Origin of the sequence: Streptomyces globisporus C-1027 (assembly GCF_000261345.2) — a bacterium.
Lineage (GTDB): Bacteria > Actinomycetota > Actinomycetes > Streptomycetales > Streptomycetaceae > Streptomyces > Streptomyces pakalii.
Genome location: NZ_CP013738.1, coordinates 5980580 through 6005022, shown reverse-complemented (window position 1 = coordinate 6005022; position 24443 = coordinate 5980580). Strand labels below are relative to the sequence as shown.

Below are 24443 nucleotides of genomic sequence, written 5' to 3'. Positions count from 1 at the left end.
CGTTGGGGCTCCGCACCTTCTCCGTTTGGTGAGCGACGGCTTACACCGCGTCCTGCAACAGTTCAGGGTGGACATCTCCCGCGCATGTCCACCCTGATGTGCTGCTGTGCTGGAACTCGGTCAGAAGTTCGCCGCCGCGCGCTTGTCACCGGCGCGGTAAGTGGGCGACGCCGCAAGAACCTTCTGAGCGATGTCGTCGAGGTTGGAGCGGACGGCGTGAGCGTCCGAGTCCCACTTCTGCTGAGCGGTGATGTAGGCCTGCTTCGCCTCACCCTCCCACAGCTCCGAAACCTTCGCGATCATGGACTTGATCTCATCGAGGTCCTGGGCGAGCTGCTTGGCCTGCTTCTTGATCTCGGCGGCCGCGAGATCCAGGCTCGCGTAAGTGACAACCGTCGTACCGTCGTTGTTTCCCATGGGGTCCTCCGCTGCTTTCGAGTTACGAGATGAGGGTCAGAAGTCGTTCAGGCTGGACGAGTTTTCCTTCGCCTTGTCGTTGTGACCTGCGACAACGTCCACACCCCTGAGGGCGTCCCGGATCTCGTCCTCGTTGTTGCCCGAGATCGTGCGGGCGGCCTTGATGGCTTCCTGGTAGCGGGTGAGCTGCTTGGCCAGGCTCAGCATCCGATTGTTGACCTCGGTCTGCGTGATGTTGAACTGGTTGGCGCCGATGCCCTTCCACTTGCCTTCGAGGCCATCGATCGTCGCGTGGAGCCTCTTGAGCTGCCCCTGCACCGAGTTGAACTTGATGGTGAGGTCGTTCTCCAGCTTCAGGAGTGCGGCATCTGAGACCTTCTGGTCTGCCATGGTTCTCTTTCCCTTTCGGTTGGTTCTGCGGGGCCGGCATGGGCTGCCGACGGGTACATGCGGAACGTGTGGTCAAGCGGCCTTACGCCTGCGGACCACGGCGTAGGCGACCCCTCCGAGCACGGCCACGGCTGCGACCACACCGAGGATGAGGCCCAACTGGTTTCCGTTGTCGGAGGAGTTGGACTCCTTCACCGCCGCTGCCTTTTCGCCTTCCGCGCCGTTCTTGGCGGGCTGCGGGGAGGCGGAGGTGGAGGAGGAAGGCTCGGACGACTTGGCGGGGCCGGTCGTCTTCTCCTTGGTGAGCGGGCTGATGTCGGGGGCGCCGGGGTCGCCCTTGCCCTTGAGGACGTTCATGGACGGGCGGATGAGGCCGTGGCCGAGGTATTTGCTGCGCTTGCCGTCCTTCCAGTCGCGGGCGGCGGTGTCGAAGAGGACGTTAAGGACCTGGTTGGCGGTCCAGTCAGGGTGGAGAGACCAGACGAGGGCTGCGGAGGCGGAGGTGATGGCGGTGGCGGCGCTGGTGCCGCCGTCGCCTTCGCAGTAGCTCTTGAAGGAGTTGTCGCACCAGCTGGGGATGTCACTTCCGGGAGAAGCGACATCCACCGTGCCCGCGTGCTGCGAATAGTACGAAACCTTCCCCGCACGGTCCGCTGAAGCCACACCCACTACCTCAGGGTATGCGGCTGGATATTGCCGCCAGTTCTCCTTGTGTCCCTCGTTGCCGACGCCTGCGATGACCAGCTTTCCCTTGCTTTCGGCATATTTGACCGCTTCGTGTTCCTCGCGCTGGGAGAGAACATCGCCCATGGACACGTTAATGATCCGTGCATCACTGTCAGCTGCGGCTCGGATGGCTTTCGCCGAGTCGCCAATGACGGTGTTGCGCTTCGCCATAAAGTCGACATCACTCATACGCACCGGAATGATTTCGGCTCCTGGAGCAAGTCCCTTCAGGCCGTCTCCCTTGCCTGTTCCGGCGATCAGCTCGGCCATCGTCGTACCGTGACCGTGGTAGTCGTCGGTTTCGTCACCAGGGGCCCCAGTGACGTCGACGCCCTTGAGGACTTGTCCCCGCAGCGACGGCGTGGACGGGTTCACCCCTGTGTCGACAACAGCGACCTTGACGCCTTCCCCGGTCGTGACTTTCCACATGTCCTCTGCCTCCATAGAGGCGAGGTACCACTGCTTCGACTGTGTGTCGGCTGCGGCAGGCTGAGCCGCGCCGACAAACACCACACTCCACGAAGCGGCCACAGCCAGCGCACCGAGCACACGCACGCGCCCCCGAGGTCGGCTCATTCCTGCTGTCATCCCGGCTTCCGAACCTTCCCTGGGACTGCTACTCGACCACCGGCGGCACGGCCCCGCGCCGACCGGCATTCCACGTCTCTTCGTCTTCTGTCAGGTAGTCGGGACGGTTCGACCCATTGGCCTCGTCCTCCCGGCCTTTGTCCCGGCGGCCTGCGGGTCCCCGAACGAGGCCCGCGCCACCGGCGGTGAAGCCCTTGGCATTCGAGCCGACTCCCGCAGCCTTGCGGGGTGCGCCGACGACTCCGTTGGCGCCGGAAGCGGGAGTGGCTCGCCCACTGGGACGAGAGCCAGCAACAGCTGCTCCACGTCCCCCGATCACTCCGCGCTGACCGGCACCTCCAGCTGCGGCCCGGCCCTGACCCGACGTCTGCTGGGGGGTTCCCCCGACGATGCCGTTCCTGCCTCCGGCACGGGGACCGGCGCCGATGGACGTACCACCGGGGCCGAGGGCGGGCCGACCGCCCGTCACACCGGATCGACCGGCAGTCGGCACCTGCGACTGCGGTCCGACCGGCGGACGACCATTGGCCGCTCCTCCGCCCCCCATCGGGCCGGGACGACCGATCGGAGCGCCGCCCTGCCCCTTGGCGACGGGACCTACCCCGGTGGGCTGAGCCTTGCCCATTCCCTGGCCGGCCTGACTTACCGTCCGGCCCGTAGGCCCCGTCGAGCGCTGTGTGCCGCCCTGCACGGGGTTGGTGAGGCCGGGCGGCATGAACGTCGGTGGGACCCCGGGCGGCCCCGTCGTGGGCGTCGGTGACGGTTGCGGTGGCGTGGCGGTGATCGGCGTCGGAGCTTGCGGAGGCGCGACGGTGTTGATTTCCGTGCCGATGGTTCTGTCCGGCAGAGGTGCCGAGCCGAGAACCTCGGCCGGTGGTCGGCCGGCTGCCCCTGCTGGAGCGGACCCCTCCGCGAAAGAGCGTCCTGAAGGGCCTGGCGCAGCACTACTGCCGAGAGTCTCGGGGCCCCCATTGGAAGTGCCCGACGGAGGAAGAGTAGTCGGGCCGCCCCCAATCGGTTGCGGCATCTTGATACCCAGGTCCTTCTCGAACCTCGGCGGCTCCTGCCCCTCCAGCCGCTCCCCCGAGACCGAGTAGTACGAGGCCAGCCGATTGATCTGGTTGATGGCCTCCTGGCGGTCCTTCTCCACCTTGAGGGCGGCCTGGTACTCCGGGTTGTCCGCGACCCGGCCCGGGAGTTCGATGTCGTCCGGGTCCTTGCGTACCTGACGGCTGTCGCGGGGCGGCATGGCGCTGCGCACGGAGGCCAGGCCGGTGCCCGCGACCGTGATCTGTGTGCCGGCCACGTCCGCGAAGTCGCCCAGCTTCCGGGCGTGGGCGACCAGGCCCTTACCGAAGGCGCGGAAGGCCGTACCGGACTCGCCGTGCCAGTCGACCCCCTTCATGTTGTCTTCCAGCTCCTGAGCCGCCTTCTTGATGGCGTCCCTGGCGTCCCAGAGTGACTTCCCCGCGTTCTCCAGGTCTTCCGGCTTGGTGTTCTCCACCAGGTCGATCATGGAGTTGAGCTGGAATCCCTCGAAGGAGGTACGGCCGACGGGTCCGCCGGCGAAGGGCATCCGGCCGATGGCCTCGGAGATGTCCGTCTGCGCCATCTGGATCTTGACCTGCGCCTGGTCCTGCACCCGCTGCTCGGCAGGCGTCAGGTTCTCCGGCTTGTCGTCGCTCATTCCGCTCCCCACCCGGAGTCGACCTGCTTGTCATCGTTGGTCTTTTCAGGGGCCTTCTCAGACTTCGCGTGCTCCTCGCGTTCCTTGTCCAAGCGAGCCTGGATCGCGTGGAAGCGCCGCCTCACGTCGTCCTCAACATTGTCGAAACCGACCGCCGCCGCGTGCACCCCCAAGCTCAGGTACTCGATCTGGTCGCCCAGCGACTTGGAGAGCGAGACAAGGGAGGAGTGGACCCGGTTGTACTGGGTGTACAGGCCGTCCGCCTCCGCGAAGCAGGCGTTCTGGCCGCTCAGTGAGGCCCGCGTGATCTTCTGGTCGGCGACCTTCGTCTTGCTGGCCGCCGAGCCCTCGAAGTCCGCCAGCAGGGCGTCGACGCTCTTCTTGAACTTCTCCAGCGCGCCGACCCCGCGCTTGAGATCCCCCGTACCGTCTTCGGCCACAGCGCCGACCTCCCCGTTCTGCATCCCCGTTTGCTCGACTCGTTCCGCGTTGCTATCGCACTGACACGGTCCGATCCGATCTCATCGTGACAACTCTAGTCACTGCCTACGACAGCGCCAATCGACTTGGTGGCCACGTGACTTGTCTCATGACCGGTCCCATGACGAACCTTCACCGTCTCTCCGCTCCGCCTCACCCGGCCACCCGCCCCGTGCGTCGCCGCTTGTCCCGGACCGCCACCGCCGTGCCCGCGATGGCCGCCACCAGGACGCCGCCGCCGACCATGACGTACGTCGCCAGGCGGGCGTTCCGCTCGTCGGCCGTTTCGCCCAGGTGGAGTTCGGCGGGGGTGGGGGCTTTGCCCTTGCTCATGCCTTCGGTCGCGATCGGGCGGTCGATCGGCTTGTCGTCCTCGGTGAGGGCGCGTACCGGGTCGACGACGCCCCAGCCGACCGCGCGGTCGTGGCCGGCGATGGAGCGTTCCGCGGTCTGCTGGATCTGCGCGACGATCTGCGCCTGTGTCCAGTCGGGGTGCTTCGCCCTGATCAGGGCGGCGACCCCCGCGACGTACGGGGCGGAGAAGCTGGTTCCGTTGTCGGCGCAGTGTCCGCCGCCGGGGACCGTGGAGATCATGTCCACCCCGGGGGCGGCGATGCCCACGAATTCTCCGGACTGGGAGAAGGGCGCCCGTTCGTTGTTGCGGTCCGAGGAGGCGACGGCCAGGACGCCCTTGAAGGAGGCCGGGTAGGTCTCCTTGACGTTTCCGCCGAGGCCGTCGTTGCCGGCCGAGGCGACGACCACGATGTTCCGGGCGAGGGCGCTGTCGACGGCCTGCTTCAGGGCCGCCGACGGTTTCACGGCGTCTGCGGTGTCCTGGGAGATGTTGATGATGTCGGCTTCCGCCTCGTTGGCGGCGTAGGTGATGGCCCTGGCGAGGGTCGCCGTGTTGCCGTGGCCCTCGGCGTCGTTCTGCTGGATCGGGATGATCGTCGCGTCGGGGGCGAGGCCGCTGAAGCCGGTGCCCTTCGCCTCGCGGGCGGCGATGATGCCGGCGACCTTGGTGCCGTGCCCCACGGTGTCCGTCGTGCCGTTCTCCTTGCCGCGCTCGATCTTCATGCCGTCGTCGGTCTTGAGGCCCTTCGGCAGGTAGTTGCGACCCGCCTTGACGTCGACCGCCTTCGTGAGCTGGTCGTTCTTTATGTCGACGCCGGTGTCGATGACCGCGACGCGGACGCCCTTGCCCGTGGACTGCTTCCACAGCTCGTCCAGCAGAACGCGCTGCAGCGCCCAGGGGCGGCCCGGGTACTTCTTGGACGGGAAGGTGCACTGGGTCGAGTCCTCCGCGGCCGCGGGGGCCACCGGCAGGGTGACCAGGAGGACAGCCGTTGCCGCCGTGGCCGTCAGGAGGCGGCGGGTCGTCCGGCCGACGGTAAAGGTGTCTGCCATCGTCACGAGCCCTGCGGCTGGCCGGCCGCGCCGGTGGAGAGCCGGGGGCCGGTCGGCAGGAGCGCGGACCAGGTCGCCGGTACGGGGTTGGGGTCGACGTCCTTGTAGCCGAGCCGGTTCTGCGCCTGCTGCTCCTCCAGCCGCTGTTCGTCCCGGTCCTTCTTGCTGCCGGATTCGCCGATGCCGGAGTCGTCCTGGCCGCTGTCGCTGTTGGACTGCATCGCGTAGCGCAGGCCGGTGTCGGTGACCAGGAAGAGCGGGCCCGCGCTGGTGGTGGACCCCTTGAACTGGCGGAAGAACTCACCTGATCCGGGGGTGACGTAGGCGCTGCTGGAGCCGGTGGGGAGCGTCGCGGGGAAGCTCGTACCCACCCAGGTGCTCAGTGTGGTGGCGCCGCTGTCGGCGTCAACGCCTCGCAGAACGTTGCACACGGTGTTCCGGCTGCCCTTCTTGACGTCGGGGGAGTTGACGGACTCGGGCCGGTCGACCGGCCAGTCCCTCTCCTGGCCGAACGGGGCACCCGGTTTCATCTCGGCGGCGCTGACCGGCTTCGCTGTGCCCGCCTGCTTGAGGGACACCAACTGTCGGCTGCTGAGCAGGAGCTTGGCTGTGAAGTCCGAGACGGGGGCGACCCTGCCCGGCAGGACGACGTAGCTCTGGGTCCTGGTTCCCGCCGTCGCGGTCAGGACCATACCGACGCGGTTCGTCTGCGCGTCCAGGATGCCGGGGGCGCCGGCGGGGGCTCCGGGGGTGCCGTCCACGGTCGGGAAGGTGATCGGGTCCCCGGTGTGGAGCGTGGCCAGCCAGGCGGCGGAGACCCGCTGGGGCTTGGGGTTCTGGTCGACCAGGGTGCGCAGGAGCAGTTCGTCCTTCTGGACGGGGTAGGCCTTGCCCGAGGCGTCCACGATGTAGCGGGTCCGGTCCGGGCCCTCGACGTACATCAGCTCGCCGCCCCGCAGGGCGTTCTTCCCCTCGGTCTTCTTCTCTTCCCGCTCGGCGAAGATGAAGGTCGCCTTCTGTATGGCCCTGCCGCCCTCCCCGGGGCGTTCGCAGACCGCCCAGCGCTTGGCCGCGCCCGCTTCCTTGGAGTCGGGCAGCCGGTCGGGGGCGTACGGGATACCGAGGGTGGCGCCGTGCGGGATCTTGCCGCTGTCCAGGACGGACTCGTTGACGTTGACGACGGTGCCCTTGTCCGGGGCGAGAAGGAGCTTGGCGGAGGCCATGTTCAGCACGGGGTGCAGCTGCTTCTTGCCGTCGGTCGTCAACACCACATACCGGGTGGTGGACTTGCTGGCGATGATGACGTGTTCCTTGGGGGTGTCCCATTTCTGGGGGGCCACCGGCTTGAACATGCCCCAGGCGCCGAACACGGCGAGAACCACGATGGCGATGATGGCCCCGGGCAGCACCGCACGCAGCGGCCGGGGGGCGCCTTCCTCGGAACCGGTGGGGTTGGGCTGCAGGAACTGTGCGATCAACCTCCGCTTCGCAAAGGTATAGGCGTTGAGCTCGTCCCGCCGTGATGCCATGTGTCCGCTGACCCTTCGTCCCCAGTGATCGAAAGTGATCGGAGCAGGGTCCCACAAGCACCGTCGGCCCCCGCTGCCGTATCGCGCCTCTACTATGCCTGCTGGGGCTCCGCTCCCCGTGCTCAGGTAGGGTGACGACCCGATCAACACCCGTGTAAAAAGCGGTGAATACGGACACGAGGGGGCAACGCGGCGATGGGTTCAGCTACGCGCGAGCGTACCGGGCGGACCGGCCGTCGAGCCGCCGGGACTTCCCGGAGGCAACGCAGCAACCAGTCGCCCGCACCGGCCGCCGATCCGTCCTCGCGTTCCGCCGCCCCCGGGCAGACCGCGCCCGCTGCGGCGACCCTGCGTTCGATCTCGCGGACCGACCGGGTGCGCCCGGTGCTGCGGCAGCTGGTGATCGTCGAGGCGGGCCTCGTGATCGCCGCCGTGGGTGCGGCGCTGGGCGGCGCGTGGCTGATCCCCTCGCTCGTGCTGCTCTGCCTGCTGGTCGCGCTCGCGGTGGTACGCCGACGGGGCCGCGCGCTCCAGGACTGGGCGTCGAGCGCGCTCGGGCTCCGGGCCCGGCGCCGGGCCGCCGCCGCCCCGGCGTCCGCGGACGCCGAGCCGATGCTGGCCCCGGTCGCCGAGAACGTTCCCGGCTTCGCCCCGCACGTCTACGTCGACCGGAACCACCGGACGGTGGGGATGCTCGGCGACGGTACGTTCCTGACCGCCGTGGTGCGGGTCGAGGCGAGCGGCGAGTCGCTGCGGCCCGCGTTCGGCGCCCGGTCGCTCCCGCTGTCTCTGCTCGGCGACGCCCTCACGGTGGACGACATCGTGGCGGAGTCGGCGCAGCTGGTGCAGCAGGTGCGGTGCGCACCCGCTCCTCATCTGCCGCAGCAGTCGGTGGCCCGGCTGTCGTACGCGCCGCTGCAGGACCAGACCGGTGCGCCCGCCCTGCGGATGACCTGGGTGGCGGTGAAGCTGGATCCGGAGCTGTGCCGTGAGGCCATCGAGGCGCGCGGCGGCGGCATGGAGGGGGCGCAGCGCTGTCTGGTGCGGGTCGCCGACCATGTGGCGAGCCGGGTCACGGGCGCCGGTTTCCAGGCCGCCGTGCTGGACCAGGACGAGCTGAACTCGGCGGTGGCCACCTCCGCGTGTGCCAATCCCATCCTGTCGGGGCGGGCGGGCCGTCCGGACGCCGCACCGCAGCGGCGCACCACGGAGACGTCGCGGGTCTGGCGGTGCGACGACCGCTGGCACACCACGTACGCGGTGGACCGCTGGCCCGAGCTGGGCCGGGGTGCGACGCCGCTGCCGCAGCTGGTCGCGCTGCTGACGTCGGTGCCCGCGTACGCGACGACGTTCAGCCTGACGGTGCGCCGCGGGGCTCTCCAGGGCTCGACGAGTGTGGCCGGCCATGTCCGGGTCACCGGCGGTTCGGACACCGAACTCATCGGTGTGAGACGGACGTTGGAGCAGGCCGCCCGGCACGCCAAGGTGGGTCTGGTACGGCTGGACCGCGAGCAGTTGCCGGGTGTCCTGGCCACGCTCCCGCTGGGAGGCGCACAGTGAGCAACCGGACCGAGCCCCGGCGCGGGCTGCGCGGCCCCCGTCACGCGGGGCACACCGTCGCCGCGGACCATCTGGGCGCCTTGTCACTGCCGGTCGGCGACGACGGCGTGATCATCGGCAACGACGCGAACAACAAGCCGCAGCTGATCGGGTTCCATCGCCCGGTGCCGTACGACGTCACCCTGATCGGCGGGCTGTGGACGGCGCAGGTCCTGGCGCTGCGGGCGGCGGGCACCGGCGCCCGGGTGGCGGTCGAGACCGGTCGCGTCCAGGCCTGGACGACGCTCGCCCAGGCGGCGGGCGCCGGTCTTGAGTGCGTGTCCCTGTACGACGTGGGCCGCGTTCCGCCGACGGGTGCGACCGTGGGCAGCCCCGTGGTCGTCGTACGGGACTGCGGCATGCGGCCGCCGCGTGGCCGGGTGGTGTCCTCGCCGTGGCAGTCCGTGCTGACGCTGCTCCCCTATCTGAGCCCCGTCGCACCGCGGTTGATGCGGTCCTCGGCGTTGGTGGGCGTCCAGCGGGTCTCCCCCGGCGAGGCCGAGCAGATCGGCCGGATCCTGGGGCTCGCGCGCGCCGAGTACGAGGCGCTGCCCACGCTGGCGGACGGGGTCACCCTGTGGGTCGCGGGGCGCGAACACCATTGGGTGATGACGAACCCGACCGACGCCGAGACCGGTCTGCTGGGCACAGCTCGCCGGATGGACTGATTCCTGTCCCGTTCGGCCCACGAACGCCCTTGGCGCCGGGGAACATGGACCACGCACCGAATCCGTTCGATCGAAGGGACGCCGTCATGGGCACCCAGCAGGAAAAGGACGAGCTCTACGCTCTCGACATCTCCGACGTGACCTGGCTCAGCGCCCCGGGCACCGAGGAGGCCGAGGAGCGCGTCGAGATCGCGCATCTGCCGGGCGGCGGCGTCGCCATGCGTTCCTCTCTGGACCCGGACACCGTCCTGCGGTACACGGAGGCGGAGTGGACGGCGTTCGTCCTGGGCGCTCGCGACGGTGAGTTCGACCTCACGTAGGTCCGGCGTCGGGCGGTCTCGTCACCGCGGGGACGCCGGGCGTGGTGGTGGACGGCCGCCGAAGTGAGCTTCCACCCTTCGCCTTGTGCGCGTATGGCCGGTAATGCCCGGCTCGCGACCGCCCTTCCCTCACACGGGGTTCACCGGGCTGTGACACATGGCCGGTGGGGCGGCTTTTGCCGTGCCCTACGCCCTGCCTGAGTTCGCCGGATGGCGATTAGGGTGGGTGGGGCGCGGCATGAAGAAACCTGCGAGCAGGTGATGCGCGTCGAACAAGGGGGAGAGCCGGGCGGACCGGCACATCGGGAACGGTCGCCCCCACCCACCACGGCACAAGGGTGCTCGACCACACCAGGAGGCAAAGTGAACGGCGATCGGGACGAGATCCGCGGCGGATGGGACCTGCCCGTCGACGAGTCGTCCGACGCGGATCCCGCCGAGATGACGGGTGAGTTCACCATCGACTACACCCCTCCCGCCTGGTACACGCAGAACGCGGCGGGGGACTCGTCGGGCGGAGCGGGCTCGCATCTGGCGCCCCCTCCGCCGCCGGTCGGTGCGCCCCTGTCCTCGCCCGACCTGTCGGCGACGCCCGGCGGCTTCGAGCCCAACTGGGCGCCCACTCCGCCGGCGCCCGCCGCGCCGGTTGCCCCCGCGGCTGAGGAGGCCCCAGCCGCCCCCGCCGCTCCGGAGACTCCGCAGGCGCAGGCTCCTGCCGCTCCGGCTCCTGCCGTTCCGGCTGCGGAGAGCGCGGATGCCGGCCCGTTCGGCGGTGGCGATGTGGAGAGCGGCGCGACGATGCGGTTCTCGCCCGCCGCGCTCAAGCGGGAGATCGCTGAGCGCGAGGCGGAGGACGCGGCGGCGTCCGAGGCCGGGGCCGGTTCCGGCTCCGCCGCGGACAGCGCGTCCGACGCCGATGCGAAGGGCGACGAGAACGACCGCTCCTCGGCCTCCTCCGGTACGGACTCCGAGAACGCTCCCCTTTCCAGTACATCCTCTTCCGGTACGTCCTCTTCCGGTACGTCCTCCGAGCCGTCGGCCTCCCCCGCCTCCCTCACCGAAGCCGCCTCCGCGGACGCCTCGGCCCCCAAGGGCGGCGATGCGGCCGGGACCGGCACGGACGGGACTCCGGGCGCCGGTGACGCACCCGCCGCCCCCGACGCCGCCGTTACGGACGCGGGCGCGCAGGACGTCGTGCCGCAGGACGCCGCCCCCCAGGACGCGCCTCCGTCCGCCACCGACGCCCCGCAGGCCGCCGCCCCACCGGTGCCGTGGTCGCCGCCCGCGCAGGGCGGCGCGCTGCCGCCCCTGCCGCCCGCCTTCCAGCCGGCCGCTCCGGCACCCTCCACACCGCAGCCCGCGGCGCAGTGGCCCGGTGCCGCCCCGGCGCATCAGGTGCCCGGCGGCTACGGCTTCCCCCAGGCGGGCCCGGCGGCCCAGCCGCCGCAGACGCCCCAGCCGGCGCACCAGCAGCAGCCGTTCCCCGGCCAGGTCCCGGGCGCATCGCTTCCGCCGCAGGCCCACCCTCACTCCCCCCAGAACGCGGGCGGTTACGGCTTCCCGCCGCAGGGCGGCTACGGCTTCCCGCAGACCGGCCAGCCGGGTCAGCAGCCTCAGCAGCCTCAGCAGCAGGGTCAGCCGGGCCAGTCGCCCAACGCACCCCAGCAGCCGCAGCCCCACGCGCCCTTCCCCTCCCAGGGCACCCCGAATCTCCCCGCGCCCGTCGCCCCGCAGCAGCCGGAGGCGTACGGGCAGCAGCCCCAAGCCCAGCCCCAGCCGCATCAGCAGCAGCAGCCCGTCGACCCGCGTGCGGGGGGCGCCTGGCCCACCCCCGTCGCCCACGACCAGCGCGAGCGGTCCGTGCCGGGCGCCCCGCTCGGGTACACCGCGGCCGTCGAGCTCTCCTCCGACCGGCTGGTGCGGGGCAAGCAGAAGGCCAAGAGCAGCCGTAACCCCTCCGCCGCCTCCCGGTTCAAGCTGGGCGGCAAGAAGGAGGAAGCCGAGCGGCTGCGGAAGCTGGAGCTGATCCGTACGCCGGTGCTGTCCTGCTACCGCATCGCCGTCATCAGCCTCAAGGGCGGCGTGGGCAAGACCACCACGACCACCGCCCTCGGTTCGACGCTGGCCACCGAGCGGCAGGACAAGATCCTCGCCATCGACGCCAACCCGGACGCCGGCACGCTGGGCCGCCGCGTGCGCCGGGAGACCGGGGCGACCATCCGGGACCTGGTCCAGGCGATCCCGTACCTCAACTCGTACATGGACATCCGCCGGTTCACCTCGCAGGCGCCCTCCGGTCTGGAGATCATCGCCAACGACGTGGACCCGGCGGTCTCGACGACGTTCAACGACGAGGACTACCGGCGCGCGATCGAGGTCCTCGGCAAGCAGTACCCGATCATCCTCACCGACTCGGGCACCGGCCTCCTCTACAGCGCGATGCGCGGGGTCCTCGACCTCGCCGACCAGCTGATCATCATCTCGACCCCCTCGGTCGACGGGGCCTCCAGCGCCTCCACGACGCTGGACTGGCTGTCGGCGCACGGGTACGCGGATCTGGTGCAGCGTTCGCTCACCGTCATCTCCGGGGTCCGCGAGACCGGCAAGATGATCAAGGTGGACGACATCGTGCAGCACTTCGAGACGCGCTGCCGCGGCGTAGTCGTCGTACCGTTCGACGAGCACCTGGCGGCGGGCGCAGAGGTCGACCTCGACATGATGCGGCCCAAGACCCGTGAGGCGTACTTCCACCTCTCGGCGCTGGTGGCCGAGGACTTCGCGCGGGCCCAGCAGCAGCAGGGGCTGTGGACGGCGGACGGCCAGAACCCGCCGCCGCAGTTCGCCCCGCCGATGCCCGGCCAGCAGGGCTATCCGGCCCCGGGCCAGCAGGTCCCGGCCCAGCCGGGCGCCCCCGGCCAGCCGATGCCCGGACAACCCGCAGCAGGACAGCCGGTCCCTGGCCACCAGTTCCCCGGCCGGCAGACCCCGGGCCAGCAGATCCCCGGTCAGCAGCCGTACGCGCCGCAGCAGCCCGGCCCCGGCCAGCCCTACCCGCAGCAGGCCCCGCAGCCGCAGCACCCCGGGCAGCCCCAGCCGGGCCAGCCGGGCCAGCAGCCCTACAGCGGTCAGCCCTACGGCGGGCAGCCGCCGTACGGGGGATATCAGACGGCCGGTCAGCCGGGCGCGTCCCAGGTTCCCTACCCGCCGCAGGCGGCACCGGGCGGACCGCAGAACGGATGGCAGCAGTCGCCTCCCCCGCAGGGCGGGCCCGGTGCGCCCGGGGCAGGCATGCCGCAGCAGGGGCAGCCGGAGCAGCAGGGCGGACAGGCCAACCCGGCAGGCCAGCCCGATCTGCAGGGCCCCGTGCCTCCGGCCGGCTGGCAGCAGACGCCTCCGCAGCCGCCGCCGGCACCCCAGCAGTAGGCCGGCGGGAGGGCCGCCGAAACGGCCGAAGTGGTTTAGACCAATGAGGGCTCGCATCGCTCACGCGGTGCGAGCCCTTCCGCATTCCCGCAGCCCACACGCGGTTTGACACACCGTTGACGAGGCTCGACCACCGCTGATAGACCTTCGCATCACCAACTGGCGAACCAGAGATCTGCCCGCCTTCTTCAGCGAGTGATGACGCGAGGTCCCCGTCCATGGTCACAAGAGTTCCTCACCACTCCGTCCGGCCACGCCGACGCCTACGCCTCCTGCTGGCCTCCGGAGCGGCAGCCCTGGCGCTCGCCGCCGGGTCCGTCGTCCCGGGCAACCCGCTCGCGCCCGCGCCCTCCGAGGCCCGCGCCGACGACGGGAAGACGACGCTCACGGTCGCCGTCGCGCAGAGCGTCGACTCCCTCAGCCCGTTCCTGGCGCAGCGACTCGTCAGCACGAGCATCCACCGGCTGATGTACGACTACCTCACCAACTACGACGCCAAGGACAACAAGGCGATCCCGGGCCTGGCCACCGCATGGGAGCCCTCCGCGGACAAGCTGACGTGGACGTACACGATCCGCTCGGACTCGAAGTGGTCCGACGGGCAGCAGGCCACCGCCGAGGACGCGGCCTGGACGTTCAACAAGATGATGACCGACGAGGGCGCGGCCACCTCCAACGGCAGCTTCGTCGGCAACTTCGAGAAGGTGACCGCCCCCAGCAAGGACAAGCTGGTCATCAAGCTCAAGGAGCCGCAGGCCACGATGGCCGCGCTCGACGTCCCGATCGTGCCCCGGCACGTCTGGGAGAAGGTCGGCGACTTCTCGAAGTTCAACAACGACAAGGACTTCCCCGTCGTGGGGAACGGTCCGTTCATCCTGACGGACTACAAGGTCGACAGCTTTGTGAAGCTGAAGGCCAACAAGGACTTCTGGCGCGGGTCGCCCAAGTTCGACGAGCTGGTCTTCCGCTACTACAAGGACCAGGACGCGGCCGTGGCCGCCCTGCGCAAGGGTGAGGTCTCGTTCGTCGCGGGCAGCCCCAGCCTGACGCCCGCCCAGTCCGCCTCGCTGGAGAAGGCCCCGGACATCAAGGTGAACGACGCGCCGGGCCGCCGCTTCTTCGCGCTCGCCGTCAACCCCGGGGCGCGGACCAAGGACGGGCAGAAGTTCGGCGACGGACACCCGGCGCTGCTGGACCAGAAGGTGCGGCACGCACTGTTCATGGCGGTCGACCGCAAGACGATCATCGACAAGGTCTTCCAGGGCCACGCCGTCGAGGGCGAGGGCTACATCCCGCCGCGCTTCGGCAACTACTTCTGGAAGCCCGCGGACGGTCAGAAGCTCGCCTACGACCCGGCGAAGGCGGCCTCTCTCCTCGACGAGGCCGGGTACAAGAAGAACGGCGCGGGCAAGCGCGTCGGCAAGGACGGCAAGCCGCTCGACTTCCGCATCCTCTGCCACGCCACCGACCCCAACGACAAGGCGATCGGCAAGTACCTCCAGGAGTGGTGGGGCGAGCAGGGCATCGGGCTGAAGGTCGACTGCCTCGACAACGTTTCCGACCCCTGGTACGCCGGTGAGTACGACCTCGCCTTCGACGGCTGGTCCGTCAACCCCGACCCCGACTTCGTCCTCTCCATCCACACCTGCGCCGCCCTGCCGGCCAAGGCGAAGGAATCGGCCGCGACGGACAACTTCATCTGCGACAAGCAGTACGACGACCTCTACAAGAAGCAACTGGCGGAGTACGACCCCGCCAAGCGGGCGGATCTGGTCAAGCAACTGGAGTCGCGGCTGTACGACACCGGGTACATGAACGTCATGGCGTACCCGAATGCCGTCGAGGCCTACCGCACCGACCACATCGAGTCCATCACCACCATGCCGTCGGCCGCGGGCAACATCTACGGCCAGGACGGTTACTGGAGCTGGTGGTCGGCGGTCCCGGCCGCCGGGGCCTCCTCATCCGGTTCCTCCGACTCCGGTGGCTCCTCCACCGGGGTGCTCGTCGGGGTCGGGATCGCCGTCGTCGTCCTCGCCGGTGGCGGACTCCTGTTCGCCATGCGTCGCCGCTCCACCGCGGAAGACCGTGAATAGTCCATGAGCTCAGAAAGCACCCCCGCCCTGCTGAAGGGCGCGGCGGGCGTGGAGAGCACCGCATCCGGCGGGCCGGCTCCGGCCGGGCCGTCGGCCCGCTCCCCGCGCTCCCGCAGTACGGCCGCCTACGCCCGCTACGCGGCGGGCAAGCTCGCCGGGGCGGCCGTCTCCCTCTTCGCCGTCCTCGTCACCAGCTTCTTCCTCTTCCGCCTGATCCCCGGAGACCCGGTCAAGCAGATGACCGGCGGCCGTCAGGTGTCGACCGAACAGATCGCGGCGATGCGCCGTGAGTTCGGGCTCGACCTGCCGCTGTGGCAGCAGTTCACGCAGTACTGCGGCAAGGCGCTGACCGGCGACTTCGGTACGTCGTACCAGTTCCGCGCCCCGGTCGTCGACAAGATCACCGAGGCGCTGCCCGCCACTCTGCTGCTGACCGGCACCGCCTTCGTCATCTACACGCTGCTCGGCATCTGGCTGGGCGCGCGCTCCGCGTGGCGCAACGGCAGTGCCGGGGACCGGGTCAACACGGCGTTCGCGCTGACCCTGTACTCGGTGCCGTCGTTCTGGCTCGGTCTGCTCCTCATCATCACCCTGTCGGTGGGCATCGGCCCGATCCCCGGGATGTTCCCGACCGGCGGTATGGAGTCCGGCGACACCGAGGGCTTCGACCGGGTGCTGGACATCGCCCACCACCTGGTGCTGCCCGTCGTCACGCTGGTCGCCGTGGAGTACGCGCGCACCCTGCTGGTGATGCGCTCCTCGCTGCTCGACGAGATGGGCAGCGACTACCTGACGACGGCCCGCGCCAAGGGACTGCGCGACGACCTCGTGCGCCGGAAGCACGCCGTGCCGAACGCGATGCTGCCCACCGTGACGCTTCTCTTCGTCAACCTCGGTACGACGGTGGCGGGGGCGATCCTGGTGGAGACGGTGTTCTCGTGGCCGGGCCTCGGCGGCCTCTTCTACCAGGCGCTGAGCGTGCCCGACCTGCCGTTGGTGCAGGCGCTGTTCTTCGTGTTCGCCGCCGCGGTGATCCTGATGAACACGCTCGCCGATGTGATCTATCCGCTGCTCGATCCCCGGGTGGGCCGATGACGACGTCGACGGAGAAGCCCTCCGAACCGCAGGAGCCGGACGCCCGCAAGCCCCCCGGGGAGGTACGGGCACAGAGCCCGCGCGCCCTGACCCGGGCCCGGCGGCGGCAGGCGGTGGCCCGCTTCTGGCGGCAGTACCGCACGCACCGCGCCGGCCTCGTCGGGCTCGCCGTGCTCGCGGTGATCGCCCTGCTGGCGCTGACCGCCCCGCTGCTGGTCGGTGCCGACTCGCAGAGCGTGACGAACGCCCCGGGCGGCCCGCTGGAGGAGCCGAGCGGTGAATTCCCCCTCGGGACCGACCAGTTCGGGCGCAGCCTGCTGGCCCTGATGCTGTGGGGCACGCGGGTGTCGCTGACGGTCGGGCTGCTCGCCGCCTTCCTGTCCGTGGCGATCGGCACCCTGATCGGGATCACCGCGGGCCACTTCAAGGGCTGGTACGCCACCGTCATCATGCGGGTGACGGACTGGTTCCTGGTGATGCCGACGCTCGTGCTGGCCATCGCCCTGGCCACGGTCCTCTCCCGGTCGATCTGGACGACGATCCTGGCGATCGGCGTGACGACCTGGCCGACGACCGCCCGCCTGGTCCGCGCCCAGACGCTGTCCGTCGAGTCCCGCCCGTACATCGAACGCTCGCGGGCGCTCGGCGGCGGCCACGGGCACATCATGTCGCGGCACGTCCTGCCCAATGTGATGCCGCTGGTGCTCGCCCAGACCACGCTCGTGATCTCCACCGCCATCCTCACCGAAGCCACCCTCGCCTTCCTCGGGCTCAGCGATCCCACGATCGTCTCCTGGGGCGGTCTGCTCCAGGACGCCCGTGAGGCCGGGGCGGTCTCCTCCGGCAACTGGTGGTACCTCGCTCCGCCCGGACTCGCCATCGCCGTGGTCGCCCTCGCCTTCACGCTGTGCGGCCGCACCATCGAGTCCGTGCTCAACCCCAAGCTGGGGGTGTCCCGTTGACCGCCACGACCACGACCACCACGCCGAACCCGGACCCGTCAGGATCGCCCGGCCTCTCGGAGCCGGTCGGCGATCCCCCGCTCCTGGAGGTGCGGAATCTGACCGTCACCTACGGCGGCGGGGCCGACGCCGTCCCCGCCGTGCGGGGAGTCGATCTGCGGGTCGAGGCCGGGCAGAAGCTCGGCATCGCCGGGGAGTCCGGCTGCGGCAAGTCCACCCTGGCCCTGGCCCTGCTCCGCCTCCTGCCCGCGACGGCGAAGCTGAGCGGCGAGATCCTGCTGGACGGCGAGGACATCCTCACCATGAAGTGGGGCCGGCTGCGGGCGGTCCGCTGGGCGGGCGCGTCGATCGTCTTCCAGGGCGCGATGCACTCGCTGAACGCCGTGCACCGGGTCGGGGACCAGATCGCCGAACCGATCCTGCTGCACAGCAAGGCCACCCCGGCCGCCGCCCGCAAGCGCGCCGGAGAGCTGCTGGAACAGGTGGGCCTGCCCGCCGCCCGCGCGCAGGCGTATCCGCACGAGCTGTCCGGCGGGCAGCGCCAGCGCGTGATGATCGCGATGGCGCTCGCCTGCGATCCGCGGCTGATCGTCGCGGACGAACCGACGACCGCGCTGGACGTGATGATCCAGGCGCAGATCCTGCGCCTGATCGAGCAGCTGGTGTCCGACCAGAACGTCGGCCTGATCATGATCAGCCACGACCTCGCGGTGCTCGCCGACACCTGCGACCGGCTCTCGGTGATGTACGCGGGCCGGGTCGTGGAGGAGGGCCCGGCGGCGGAGGTGTACACGGACGCCCGCCACCCGTACGGCAAGGCCCTCTCCGCCGCGTTCCCGAAGATCGGGGACCTGTCCTCGCGGCACGCCCCGCGCGGGCTGCCGGGCGACCCGCCGGACCCGGCCGCGCTGCCGGGCGGCTGCACGTTCCATCCGCGGTGCCCGGTGGCGCTGGACGTCTGCGACACCGAGGACCAGGAGCTGCGGGAGGCCGGGACGGAGCGCCGGGCGGCCTGCGTCCTGGTGGACGTGGACGGCGCACACCCGGACGGCGCGTATCCCGACGCCACAAGCGCACGCCCGGACGGCGCGTATCCCGACGCCAAGGGCGCACACGCGGACGGCACACAGCCCGGGGACGACGAAGCAAGGAGCACCTCTTGAGCACCACGCCCTCGCCCCTCGTCAGCACCGCCCCCCTCCTCAGCGCCGAGGAGCTGAAGGTCGCGTTCCCCGGCCGGCGCGGGGCCGCCACCGCCCGGGCCGTCGACGGCGTCGACCTGGACATCCGGCCCGGCGAGATCGTCGCGCTGGTCGGCGAGTCCGGGTGCGGCAAGACCACGCTGGCCCGGTCCCTGCTCGGCCTGGTCCCGCCCACCTCGGGGCGGGTCACCTTCGGCGGCGCCCCGCTCGACTACGCGGGCCGGGCGCTGAAGGCGTACCGCAAACGCGTGCAACTGGTCCTCCAGGACCCCAGCGGCTCGCTCAACCCCCGGCACACGGTGTACGACGCGGTGGCGGAGGGCCTGCGCATCCACGGGTACGCGGGGGACGAGCGGGCGGCCGTCTCGGATGCCCTCTCCCGGGCCGGCCTGCGCCCCCCGGAGCGGTTCTTCCTGCGCTTCCCGCACGAGCTGTCGGGCGGTCAGCGCCAGCGCGTCGTGATCGCCGGGGCGCTGGTGCTGGAGCCGGAGCTGATCGTGGCCGACGAGCCGGTGGCCTCGCTGGACGCGTCGGTACGGGGCGAGATCCTGGCGCTCCTGCTGCGCCTGCGGGACGAGCTGGGGCTCTCGGCGCTGGTGGTGACCCATGACCTGGGGCTCGCCTGGAACATCGCGGACCGGGTGGCGGTGATGTATCTGGGCCGGATCGTCGAGACGGGCCCGGTCGAGCAACTGCTCACGGCCCCTCAGCACCCGTACACCCGGGCCCTGCTGTCCGTCCTCCCGGAGGCGGAGGGCGAACCGGTGGTGCTGGCCGGCGAGCCGCCGGACCCCTCGAAGGTGCCCTCGGGCTGCCGGTTCCACGTCCGCTGCCAGGTCCTGGCCTCGGGCGAGGCGGAGCGGGCGGGCGTGGCCGAGGCCTGCCGCACGGTGGATCTGCCGGTGCTGAACGGGGGCGGGGAGGCGCAGGTGGCGTGCCACTGGGCGGCGGCGTGCGCCGGAGACGGCGTGGGCGGGCACGCCGACGTACCGACGGCCTGAGGCCGGTGGCCCTCAGCGGGTCCGGTAGCGGGCGTAGATCAGCCCGCTCGCGGCGAAGGCGCGCTCCTCGACCAGTTCGAGGTCGAGGCGCACGCCGTCGGGGAAGAACCGCTTGCCGCCGCCGACCACGCTCGTGGTGATGAACAGGTGGTACTCGTCCACCAGACCTGCCGCGATGGCCTGAGCCGCGAGGTTCGGGCCATCGACGGTGAGGTCGGCGTCCGCCTCGGCCTTCAGGCGGCGCACCGCGTCCGGGTCGAAGGACCGCTCGATGCGGGTCTTCGCGCTGGACACCGCGTCGAGCGTCGTGGAGTACACGACCTTCTCGGCGGCCTGCCAGTCGCGGGCGTACTGCGCGATGTGCGGGGGCTGGTCCGGCTCGTCGAGCGCGGTCTCCCAGTAGACCATCGTCTCGTACATGCGCCGGCCGTAGAGGTAGGTGCCGACCGGCCGGAAGAGGTCGTTGACAAAGGTGTGGACCTCCGGATCCTCGGCCCCGGTGCCGAGGCCGCCCTCCGCCGCCTCGGCGTAGCCGTCGAGCGAGGTGATCATGGAGTAGATGAGCTTGGCCACGGCGTCTCCTTCGGTACGGACGCGCGTCTTCCGGCGGTCCTCAGATGATGACCGCCGGGCCCCGAGGAATTCATCGGTCGGCAAGGCGTCGACGCTCCCGCCGCGACCGACCGCAAAGAGTTCTTCGCGAATAAGTCTTTGCGAAGAAATCTTTGCGGTTTAGAGTCTGCCGCATGACAGACACCACGTCGCACCTTTCTGACGACCCCTCACAGGACGAGGGATCGGTCGTCCTGGACGCCAAAGGGCTGCGCGCCATGGCGCATCCGGTCCGTGTGCAGGTGGTCGGGCTGCTGCGGAAGCACGGCCCGTCCACGGCCACCCGGCTCGCGGAGCGGCTGGGGGTGAACTCCGGGACGGCCAGCTACCACCTCCGTCAGCTCGGCGCGGCGGGCTTCGTCGAGGAGGACACGGAGCGCGGCAACGCCCGCGAGCGCTGGTGGCGTTCGGTGCACCGGTCGACCTGGTTCAACGACCCGGAGCTGGCGGAGCGGGAACCGGAGGCCGCCCTCGCCTACCAGCAGTCCGTCGCCTCCATCTACGCCCTGCGCACCCGTCAGACGCTGAACGAGCTCCAGACGATGCCCCGCGTCTGGCGGGAGCGGTTCGATCTGAGCGACTGGGTGCTGCGCCTCACCCCCGAGGAAACTGCCGCGCTCTACCAGGAGTTGGGGGACGTCATCGGTCGCTACCGACGGGACACCCCGGAGAACGCGGCGACCGCCCCGGCGGGTGCGGAGCGCGTCGGCCTCATCACGCACATCCTGCCCGAGCTGAACACGCCCGCTCCGGAAGAGGAGACACCGTGACGCACGAAGGGCCCGCCCTATCGGGCAAGCGGTCCTTACGGCCGCTGGCCGGGGTACTGGCCGCCATCGCCGCTTCCGTCACCGGCACCCGGATCTCCCTGATCGCCCTGCCCTGGTTCGTCCTCGTCAGCACGGGCAGCGCCACCCGGACCGGGCTGGTCGCCTTCTGCGAGATGGCACCGTACGTCCTGGTCAAGGCGCTGTCCGGCCCACTGGTGGACCGGACGGGCCCCCGGACCGTCTCCTGGACCACGGACCTGGCGAGCGCGGCCGCCGCCGCGTCGATCCCTCTGCTGCACACCCTGGACCTGCTCTCCTTCCCCGTCCTGCTGGGCCTGGTCGCGGTGATCGGGGCCGCTCGCGGCCCGGGCGACCTGGCAAAAGAGGTCATGGTTCCGGAGGCCGCCGAGCGCGCCGGTACACCCCTGGAACGGGCCATGGGCCTGTCCGGCGTGATCGAACGGCTCGCCTCCACCATCGGCCCGGCGGCGGGCGGCGTCCTGGTCGCGCTGCTCGGCCCCATGACCGGTCTGGTCGTCAACGCGGGCTGCTTCGTCCTCGGTTCGGTGATCGTCGCGGTCGCACTGCCGCGCGGCACGGGGCGTCCGGCCGTGGACCCGGCAGCATCCGCCGACGCCCAGGAACCGGGCTACTGGCGGCGGTTCGGCGAGGGCTTCACCTTCCTGCGGGGCGAGCCGTTGCTGCTCGCCGTCATCGTCGTGGTCGGGATCACCAACCTGCTGGACGCCGCGCTGACCACCCTCATGGTCCCTGTGTGGGCCGAGGAGTCCGGGAACGGCCCGGCGGCGATCGGCCTGGTCAGCACAGCACTGGGGGCCGCAGCGGTCGGAGGGAGCCTCATCGCCGCGATGGCCGCCCACAGGCTGCCCCGCAGGGCGGTGTTCCTCCTCGGGTTCCTGCTGGCCGGGGCCCCGCGGTTCCTGGTCCTCGCGGTGGACGCCCCCCTGGCCGTGGTGCTGGCCGTCTTCGCCGTCAGCGGGTTCGGGGCCGGGTTCATCAACCCCGTCCTGGGTGCCGTGCTCGTCGAACGGGTGCCGCGCCGGATGCTGGGCCGGGTCAACGCCCTCGGGGACTCGCTGGCCTGGTCCGGCATCCCCCTAGGCGGGCTGCTCGCCGGGGCGGCGGTGACGGCCGCCGGGCTGACTCCGGTGCTGCTCGTCTGCGGGGCCGCGTACTTCCTCACCACCACCCTGGCCGGAGTGCGGCCCGAGTGGCGGGCCATGGACCGCTCCCGCGAGGACGGCGCGCAACGGGAGGAAGCGGCTCGGGACGGTGCGAAGACGGTGTCATGACGTTTCACCGTGGTGGATCGCCCCCGTCAGCTCCCCCAGCGGCCGTCCCGTCCCGCCCCAGCGGTGCTGGATGACCTCGGCGGCGATGGAGACCGCCGTCTCCTCCGGCGTACGGGCTCCGAGGTCGAGACCCACGGGTGAGGCGAGGCGGGAGAGAGCCGCTTCGTCCGCCCCGGCCTCGCGCAGCCGGGCGAGCCGGTCGTGGTGGGTGCGGCGGCTGCCCATCACTCCGATGTACGCGGCGGGCGTGCGCAGGGCCGCGAGGAGCAGGGGGACGTCGAACTTCGGGTCGTGGGTCAGGACGCAGATCACCGTGCGGGCGTCGACCTCGGTGGACTCCAGGTAGGTGTGCGGCCAGGCGCGGACCACCTCGTCGGCCGTGGGGAAGCGTTCCCGGGTGGCGAAGGCGGGGCGGGCGTCGCAGACGGTGACCCGGTAGCCGAGGAACGAGCCGATGCGGGCGGTGGCGGCCGCGTGGTCGATCGCGCCGAAGACGAGCATGCGGGGCGGCGGGGCGTACGTCCGGATGAAGACGGCCACCTCCTGCATCCGGCGCTGGCCGTGCGTCCCGTACCACTGGATCGTGGTGTGGCCCTGGGCCAGCAGGCCGCGGGCGTCGTCGGTGACGGCGGCGTCGAGCCCTTCGGAGCCGAGCGTGCCGGTGGTGGGCCCGGCGTCGGAGGGGCGGACCACCAGGCGGGCCCCGGTCTCCGCCGCGCCGGACAGGACGGTCGCCTCGGCCACCGGACGGTCGGCGGCGATCAGGTCCAGGAGAGCGGCGAGATCCGCCAGTTCGGCTGCCGAGACGTATGGGCGCACCAGCACCTCGATGGTGCCGCCGCACGTCAGCCCGACGCCGAACGCCTCGTCGTCGCTGATCCCGTACGCCACCACGCGCGGTCCCGCACCAGCCAGGACCTCGCGGGCGACCTCGTACAGATCGCCCTCGACGCAGCCCCCGGAGACGCTGCCCACCACCGTGCCCGCCGCGTCGACGGCCATGACGGCGCCAGGGTCGCGGGGCGCGCTGCCGTGCACGGCGACGACGGTCGCCAGGGCGAGGGGGACGCCGTCGGCGCACCGGGCACGGAGGTCGGGCAGGATGTCGCGCACCCTGTCAGCATCCGTCGTCGCGGAGCGGGGCGCACGCCCCCGGCGTACGTCAGTGGGTGCGGTCGTACGCGGCGGTCAGCTCGCTGGAGCGCTTCACATCGGCGGCCATGGCGACCAGGAGGTCGTCGATCGAGTCGAACTTCAGCATGCCGCGGACGTACGCGAGGAAGTCGACGGCCACGTGCAGCCCGTAGAGATCGAGGTCGACGCGGTCGATGGCGTACGCCTCCACCGTCCGCTCCGTGCCGTCGAACTGCGGGTTCGTGCCGACCGAGATCGCGGCGGGCATCGACTCGCCGTCCACCTCCAGCCAGCCGGCGTACACGCCGTCGGCGGGGATCGCGGTGTGCGGCAGGGTCTCGACGTTGGCCGTCGGGAAGCCCAGCTCACGGCCGCGCTGGGCGCCGCGCACGACGATGCCCTCGACCCGGTGCGGGCGGCCGAGGATCTCGGCGGCTCCGGCGACGTCGCCCTCGGCGATCAGGCGGCGGGTGAGCGTGGAGGAGAACGGCTGTCCGCCGCCCGCCTCTCCGGTGACGTACAGGTCGATGACCTCGACGGTGTAGTCGTAGGTGGCGCCCAGCTCGGTCAGCAGCGCGACGTTCCCCGCGGCCTTGTGGCCGAAGCGGAAGTTGGGGCCCTCGATGACGGCCTTGGCGTGGAGGCGGTCGACGAGGACCTTCGCGATGAAGTCGGCGGGCGACAGCTTCGAGAACTCGGCGGTGAACGGCAGGATCAGCAGGGCGTCCACGCCCAGCTCCGCCATCAGGTCCGCGCGGCGGTGGTGCGGGGCGAGCAGCGGCGGGTGGCTGCCGGGGCGGACGACCTCGCTGGGGTGCGGGTCGAAGGTGACGACGACCGACGGGACGCCCAGCTCACGGGCGCGCTCGACGGCCCGGCCGATGATCAGCTGGTGGCCGCGGTGCACGCCGTCGTAGGAGCCGATGGTGACGACGCTGCGTCCCCAGTCCTGGGGGATGTCCTCCAAGCCACGCCAGCGCTGCACTGTGACCGCTCCTCGCCCGAACCTGTGTACGTGTGTATG

Annotated in this window: 21 protein-coding genes; 11 read left to right on the top strand and 10 right to left on the bottom strand. The window is 71.0% G+C overall.

The features are described 5' to 3' along the window. Window positions 1-120: 120 nt before the first annotated feature. The 7 genes from WQO_RS26575 to eccB all read right to left on the bottom strand — a co-directional run bounded on the left by WQO_RS26575 (window position 121) and on the right by eccB (window position 7224). Complete coding sequence (locus WQO_RS26575) at window positions 121-417, bottom strand: WXG100 family type VII secretion target (RefSeq protein ID WP_010061852.1); 297 nt, start codon at window positions 415-417, stop codon at window positions 121-123. A 36-nt stretch (window positions 418-453) separates the two neighbouring features. Continuing rightward, entirely contained in the window at window positions 454-807 is a 354-nt protein-coding gene (locus WQO_RS26570; RefSeq protein WP_010061854.1) for a WXG100 family type VII secretion target, read from the bottom strand. A 72-nt stretch (window positions 808-879) separates the two neighbouring features. Next, window positions 880-2121: a S8 family serine peptidase gene (locus WQO_RS26565; RefSeq protein WP_032748771.1), complete on the bottom strand. Its 1242-nt coding sequence runs from the start codon at window positions 2119-2121 to the stop codon at window positions 880-882. 28 nt (window positions 2122-2149) lie between these two features. Continuing rightward, on the bottom strand, window positions 2150-3808 hold the full coding sequence (locus WQO_RS26560; RefSeq protein ID WP_010061856.1) for a hypothetical protein: 1659 nt from the start codon (window positions 3806-3808) through the stop codon (window positions 2150-2152). Next, window positions 3805-4272: a hypothetical protein gene (locus WQO_RS26555; protein WP_010061857.1), complete on the bottom strand. Its 468-nt coding sequence runs from the start codon at window positions 4270-4272 to the stop codon at window positions 3805-3807. The genes WQO_RS26560 and WQO_RS26555 overlap by 4 nt, the downstream gene beginning before the upstream one ends. 169 nt (window positions 4273-4441) lie before the next feature. Continuing rightward, window positions 4442-5695 (bottom strand): type VII secretion-associated serine protease mycosin, encoded by a 1254-nt coding sequence (gene mycP, locus WQO_RS26550; RefSeq protein ID WP_058954111.1) that lies wholly within the window; start codon window positions 5693-5695, stop codon window positions 4442-4444. 2 nt (window positions 5696-5697) lie between these two features. Then, complete coding sequence (gene eccB, locus WQO_RS26545; RefSeq protein WP_029182409.1) at window positions 5698-7224, bottom strand: type VII secretion protein EccB; 1527 nt, start codon at window positions 7222-7224, stop codon at window positions 5698-5700. 195 nt (window positions 7225-7419) lie between these two features. Here eccB and eccE point away from each other — a divergent pair, with 195 nt between their 5' ends. From eccE to WQO_RS26500, 9 genes are all read left to right on the top strand, one after another. After that, window positions 7420-8784 carry a type VII secretion protein EccE gene (eccE, locus tag WQO_RS26540; protein WP_029182410.1) on the top strand — a complete coding sequence of 455 codons (1365 nt, stop codon included), beginning with the start codon at window positions 7420-7422 and terminating at the stop codon, window positions 8782-8784. Continuing rightward, a complete protein-coding gene (locus WQO_RS26535; RefSeq protein ID WP_010061862.1) occupies window positions 8781-9491 on the top strand; it encodes a hypothetical protein in 711 nt (236 codons plus the stop codon). Before eccE ends, WQO_RS26535 begins: the two co-directional genes overlap by 4 nt. Window positions 9492-9577: 86 nt before the next feature. Continuing rightward, window positions 9578-9811, top strand: a complete 234-nt coding sequence (locus WQO_RS26530; RefSeq protein WP_010061864.1) for a DUF397 domain-containing protein — start codon at window positions 9578-9580, stop codon at window positions 9809-9811. A gap of 363 nt (window positions 9812-10174) precedes the next feature. Beyond that, window positions 10175-13234, top strand: coding sequence for an SCO5717 family growth-regulating ATPase (locus tag WQO_RS26525; RefSeq protein WP_010061865.1), 3060 nt, complete (start codon window positions 10175-10177; stop codon window positions 13232-13234). A gap of 218 nt (window positions 13235-13452) precedes the next feature. After that, a complete protein-coding gene (locus tag WQO_RS26520; protein ID WP_010061866.1) occupies window positions 13453-15330 on the top strand; it encodes an ABC transporter substrate-binding protein in 1878 nt (625 codons plus the stop codon). Between the two features lie 3 nt (window positions 15331-15333). Further along, entirely contained in the window at window positions 15334-16425 is a 1092-nt protein-coding gene (locus tag WQO_RS26515) for an ABC transporter permease (RefSeq protein WP_010061867.1), read from the top strand. Beyond that, window positions 16422-17387, top strand: coding sequence for an ABC transporter permease (locus tag WQO_RS26510; protein ID WP_010061868.1), 966 nt, complete (start codon window positions 16422-16424; stop codon window positions 17385-17387). Before WQO_RS26515 ends, WQO_RS26510 begins: the two co-directional genes overlap by 4 nt. Further along, entirely contained in the window at window positions 17384-18550 is a 1167-nt protein-coding gene (locus WQO_RS26505) for an ABC transporter ATP-binding protein (RefSeq protein WP_010061869.1), read from the top strand. The genes WQO_RS26510 and WQO_RS26505 overlap by 4 nt, the downstream gene beginning before the upstream one ends. Beyond that, a complete protein-coding gene (locus tag WQO_RS26500) occupies window positions 18547-19590 on the top strand; it encodes an oligopeptide/dipeptide ABC transporter ATP-binding protein (protein ID WP_010061870.1) in 1044 nt (347 codons plus the stop codon). Before WQO_RS26505 ends, WQO_RS26500 begins: the two co-directional genes overlap by 4 nt. A gap of 12 nt (window positions 19591-19602) precedes the next feature. Here WQO_RS26500 and WQO_RS26495 read toward each other — a convergent pair whose 3' ends face one another. Continuing rightward, the gene (locus tag WQO_RS26495; protein WP_010061872.1) at window positions 19603-20163 is read right to left on the bottom strand and encodes a dihydrofolate reductase family protein; all 561 of its coding nucleotides are present in this window, start codon (window positions 20161-20163) and stop codon (window positions 19603-19605) included. 173 nt (window positions 20164-20336) lie between these two features. Here WQO_RS26495 and WQO_RS26490 point away from each other — a divergent pair, with 173 nt between their 5' ends. Further along, window positions 20337-20972: an ArsR/SmtB family transcription factor gene (locus WQO_RS26490; RefSeq protein WP_010061873.1), complete on the top strand. Its 636-nt coding sequence runs from the start codon at window positions 20337-20339 to the stop codon at window positions 20970-20972. Next, the gene (locus WQO_RS26485; protein WP_010061874.1) at window positions 20969-22285 is read left to right on the top strand and encodes an MFS transporter; all 1317 of its coding nucleotides are present in this window, start codon (window positions 20969-20971) and stop codon (window positions 22283-22285) included. The genes WQO_RS26490 and WQO_RS26485 overlap by 4 nt, the downstream gene beginning before the upstream one ends. On the opposite strand, the gene WQO_RS26480 is transcribed toward WQO_RS26485, so the two are convergent. Both WQO_RS26480 and WQO_RS26475 read right to left on the bottom strand, forming a co-directional pair. After that, window positions 22280-23398, bottom strand: a complete 1119-nt coding sequence (locus WQO_RS26480; protein WP_058954110.1) for an XdhC family protein — start codon at window positions 23396-23398, stop codon at window positions 22280-22282. The two genes, WQO_RS26485 and WQO_RS26480, sit on opposite strands and share 6 nt — an antisense overlap. A 49-nt stretch (window positions 23399-23447) precedes the next feature. Continuing rightward, window positions 23448-24404 carry a bifunctional riboflavin kinase/FAD synthetase gene (locus tag WQO_RS26475; RefSeq protein ID WP_073820840.1) on the bottom strand — a complete coding sequence of 319 codons (957 nt, stop codon included), beginning with the start codon at window positions 24402-24404 and terminating at the stop codon, window positions 23448-23450. Between the last annotated feature and the right edge of the window lie 39 nt (window positions 24405-24443).

Bases quoted from the DNA above. Each gene is read 5' to 3' on its own strand.
- WQO_RS26570 (WP_010061854.1), bottom strand. From the start codon at position 807: ATGGCAGACCAGAAGGTCTCAGATGCCGCACTCCTGAAGCTGGAGAAC.
- WQO_RS26565 (WP_032748771.1), bottom strand. From the start codon at position 2,121: ATGACAGCAGGAATGAGCCGACCTCGGGGGCGCGTGCGTGTGCTCGGT.
- mycP (WP_058954111.1), bottom strand. From the start codon at position 5,695: ATGGCAGACACCTTTACCGTCGGCCGGACGACCCGCCGCCTCCTGACG.
- eccE (WP_029182410.1), top strand. From the start codon at position 7,420: ATGGGTTCAGCTACGCGCGAGCGTACCGGGCGGACCGGCCGTCGAGCC.
- WQO_RS26520 (WP_010061866.1), top strand. From the start codon at position 13,453: ATGGTCACAAGAGTTCCTCACCACTCCGTCCGGCCACGCCGACGCCTA.
- WQO_RS26490 (WP_010061873.1), top strand. From the start codon at position 20,337: ATGACAGACACCACGTCGCACCTTTCTGACGACCCCTCACAGGACGAG.
- WQO_RS26510 (WP_010061868.1), top strand. From the start codon at position 16,422: ATGACGACGTCGACGGAGAAGCCCTCCGAACCGCAGGAGCCGGACGCC.
- WQO_RS26560 (WP_010061856.1), bottom strand. From the start codon at position 3,808: ATGAGCGACGACAAGCCGGAGAACCTGACGCCTGCCGAGCAGCGGGTG.
- WQO_RS26555 (WP_010061857.1), bottom strand. From the start codon at position 4,272: ATGCAGAACGGGGAGGTCGGCGCTGTGGCCGAAGACGGTACGGGGGAT.
- WQO_RS26530 (WP_010061864.1), top strand. From the start codon at position 9,578: ATGGGCACCCAGCAGGAAAAGGACGAGCTCTACGCTCTCGACATCTCC.
- WQO_RS26575 (WP_010061852.1), bottom strand. From the start codon at position 417: ATGGGAAACAACGACGGTACGACGGTTGTCACTTACGCGAGCCTGGAT.
- eccB (WP_029182409.1), bottom strand. From the start codon at position 7,224: ATGGCATCACGGCGGGACGAGCTCAACGCCTATACCTTTGCGAAGCGG.
- WQO_RS26515 (WP_010061867.1), top strand. From the start codon at position 15,334: ATGAGCTCAGAAAGCACCCCCGCCCTGCTGAAGGGCGCGGCGGGCGTG.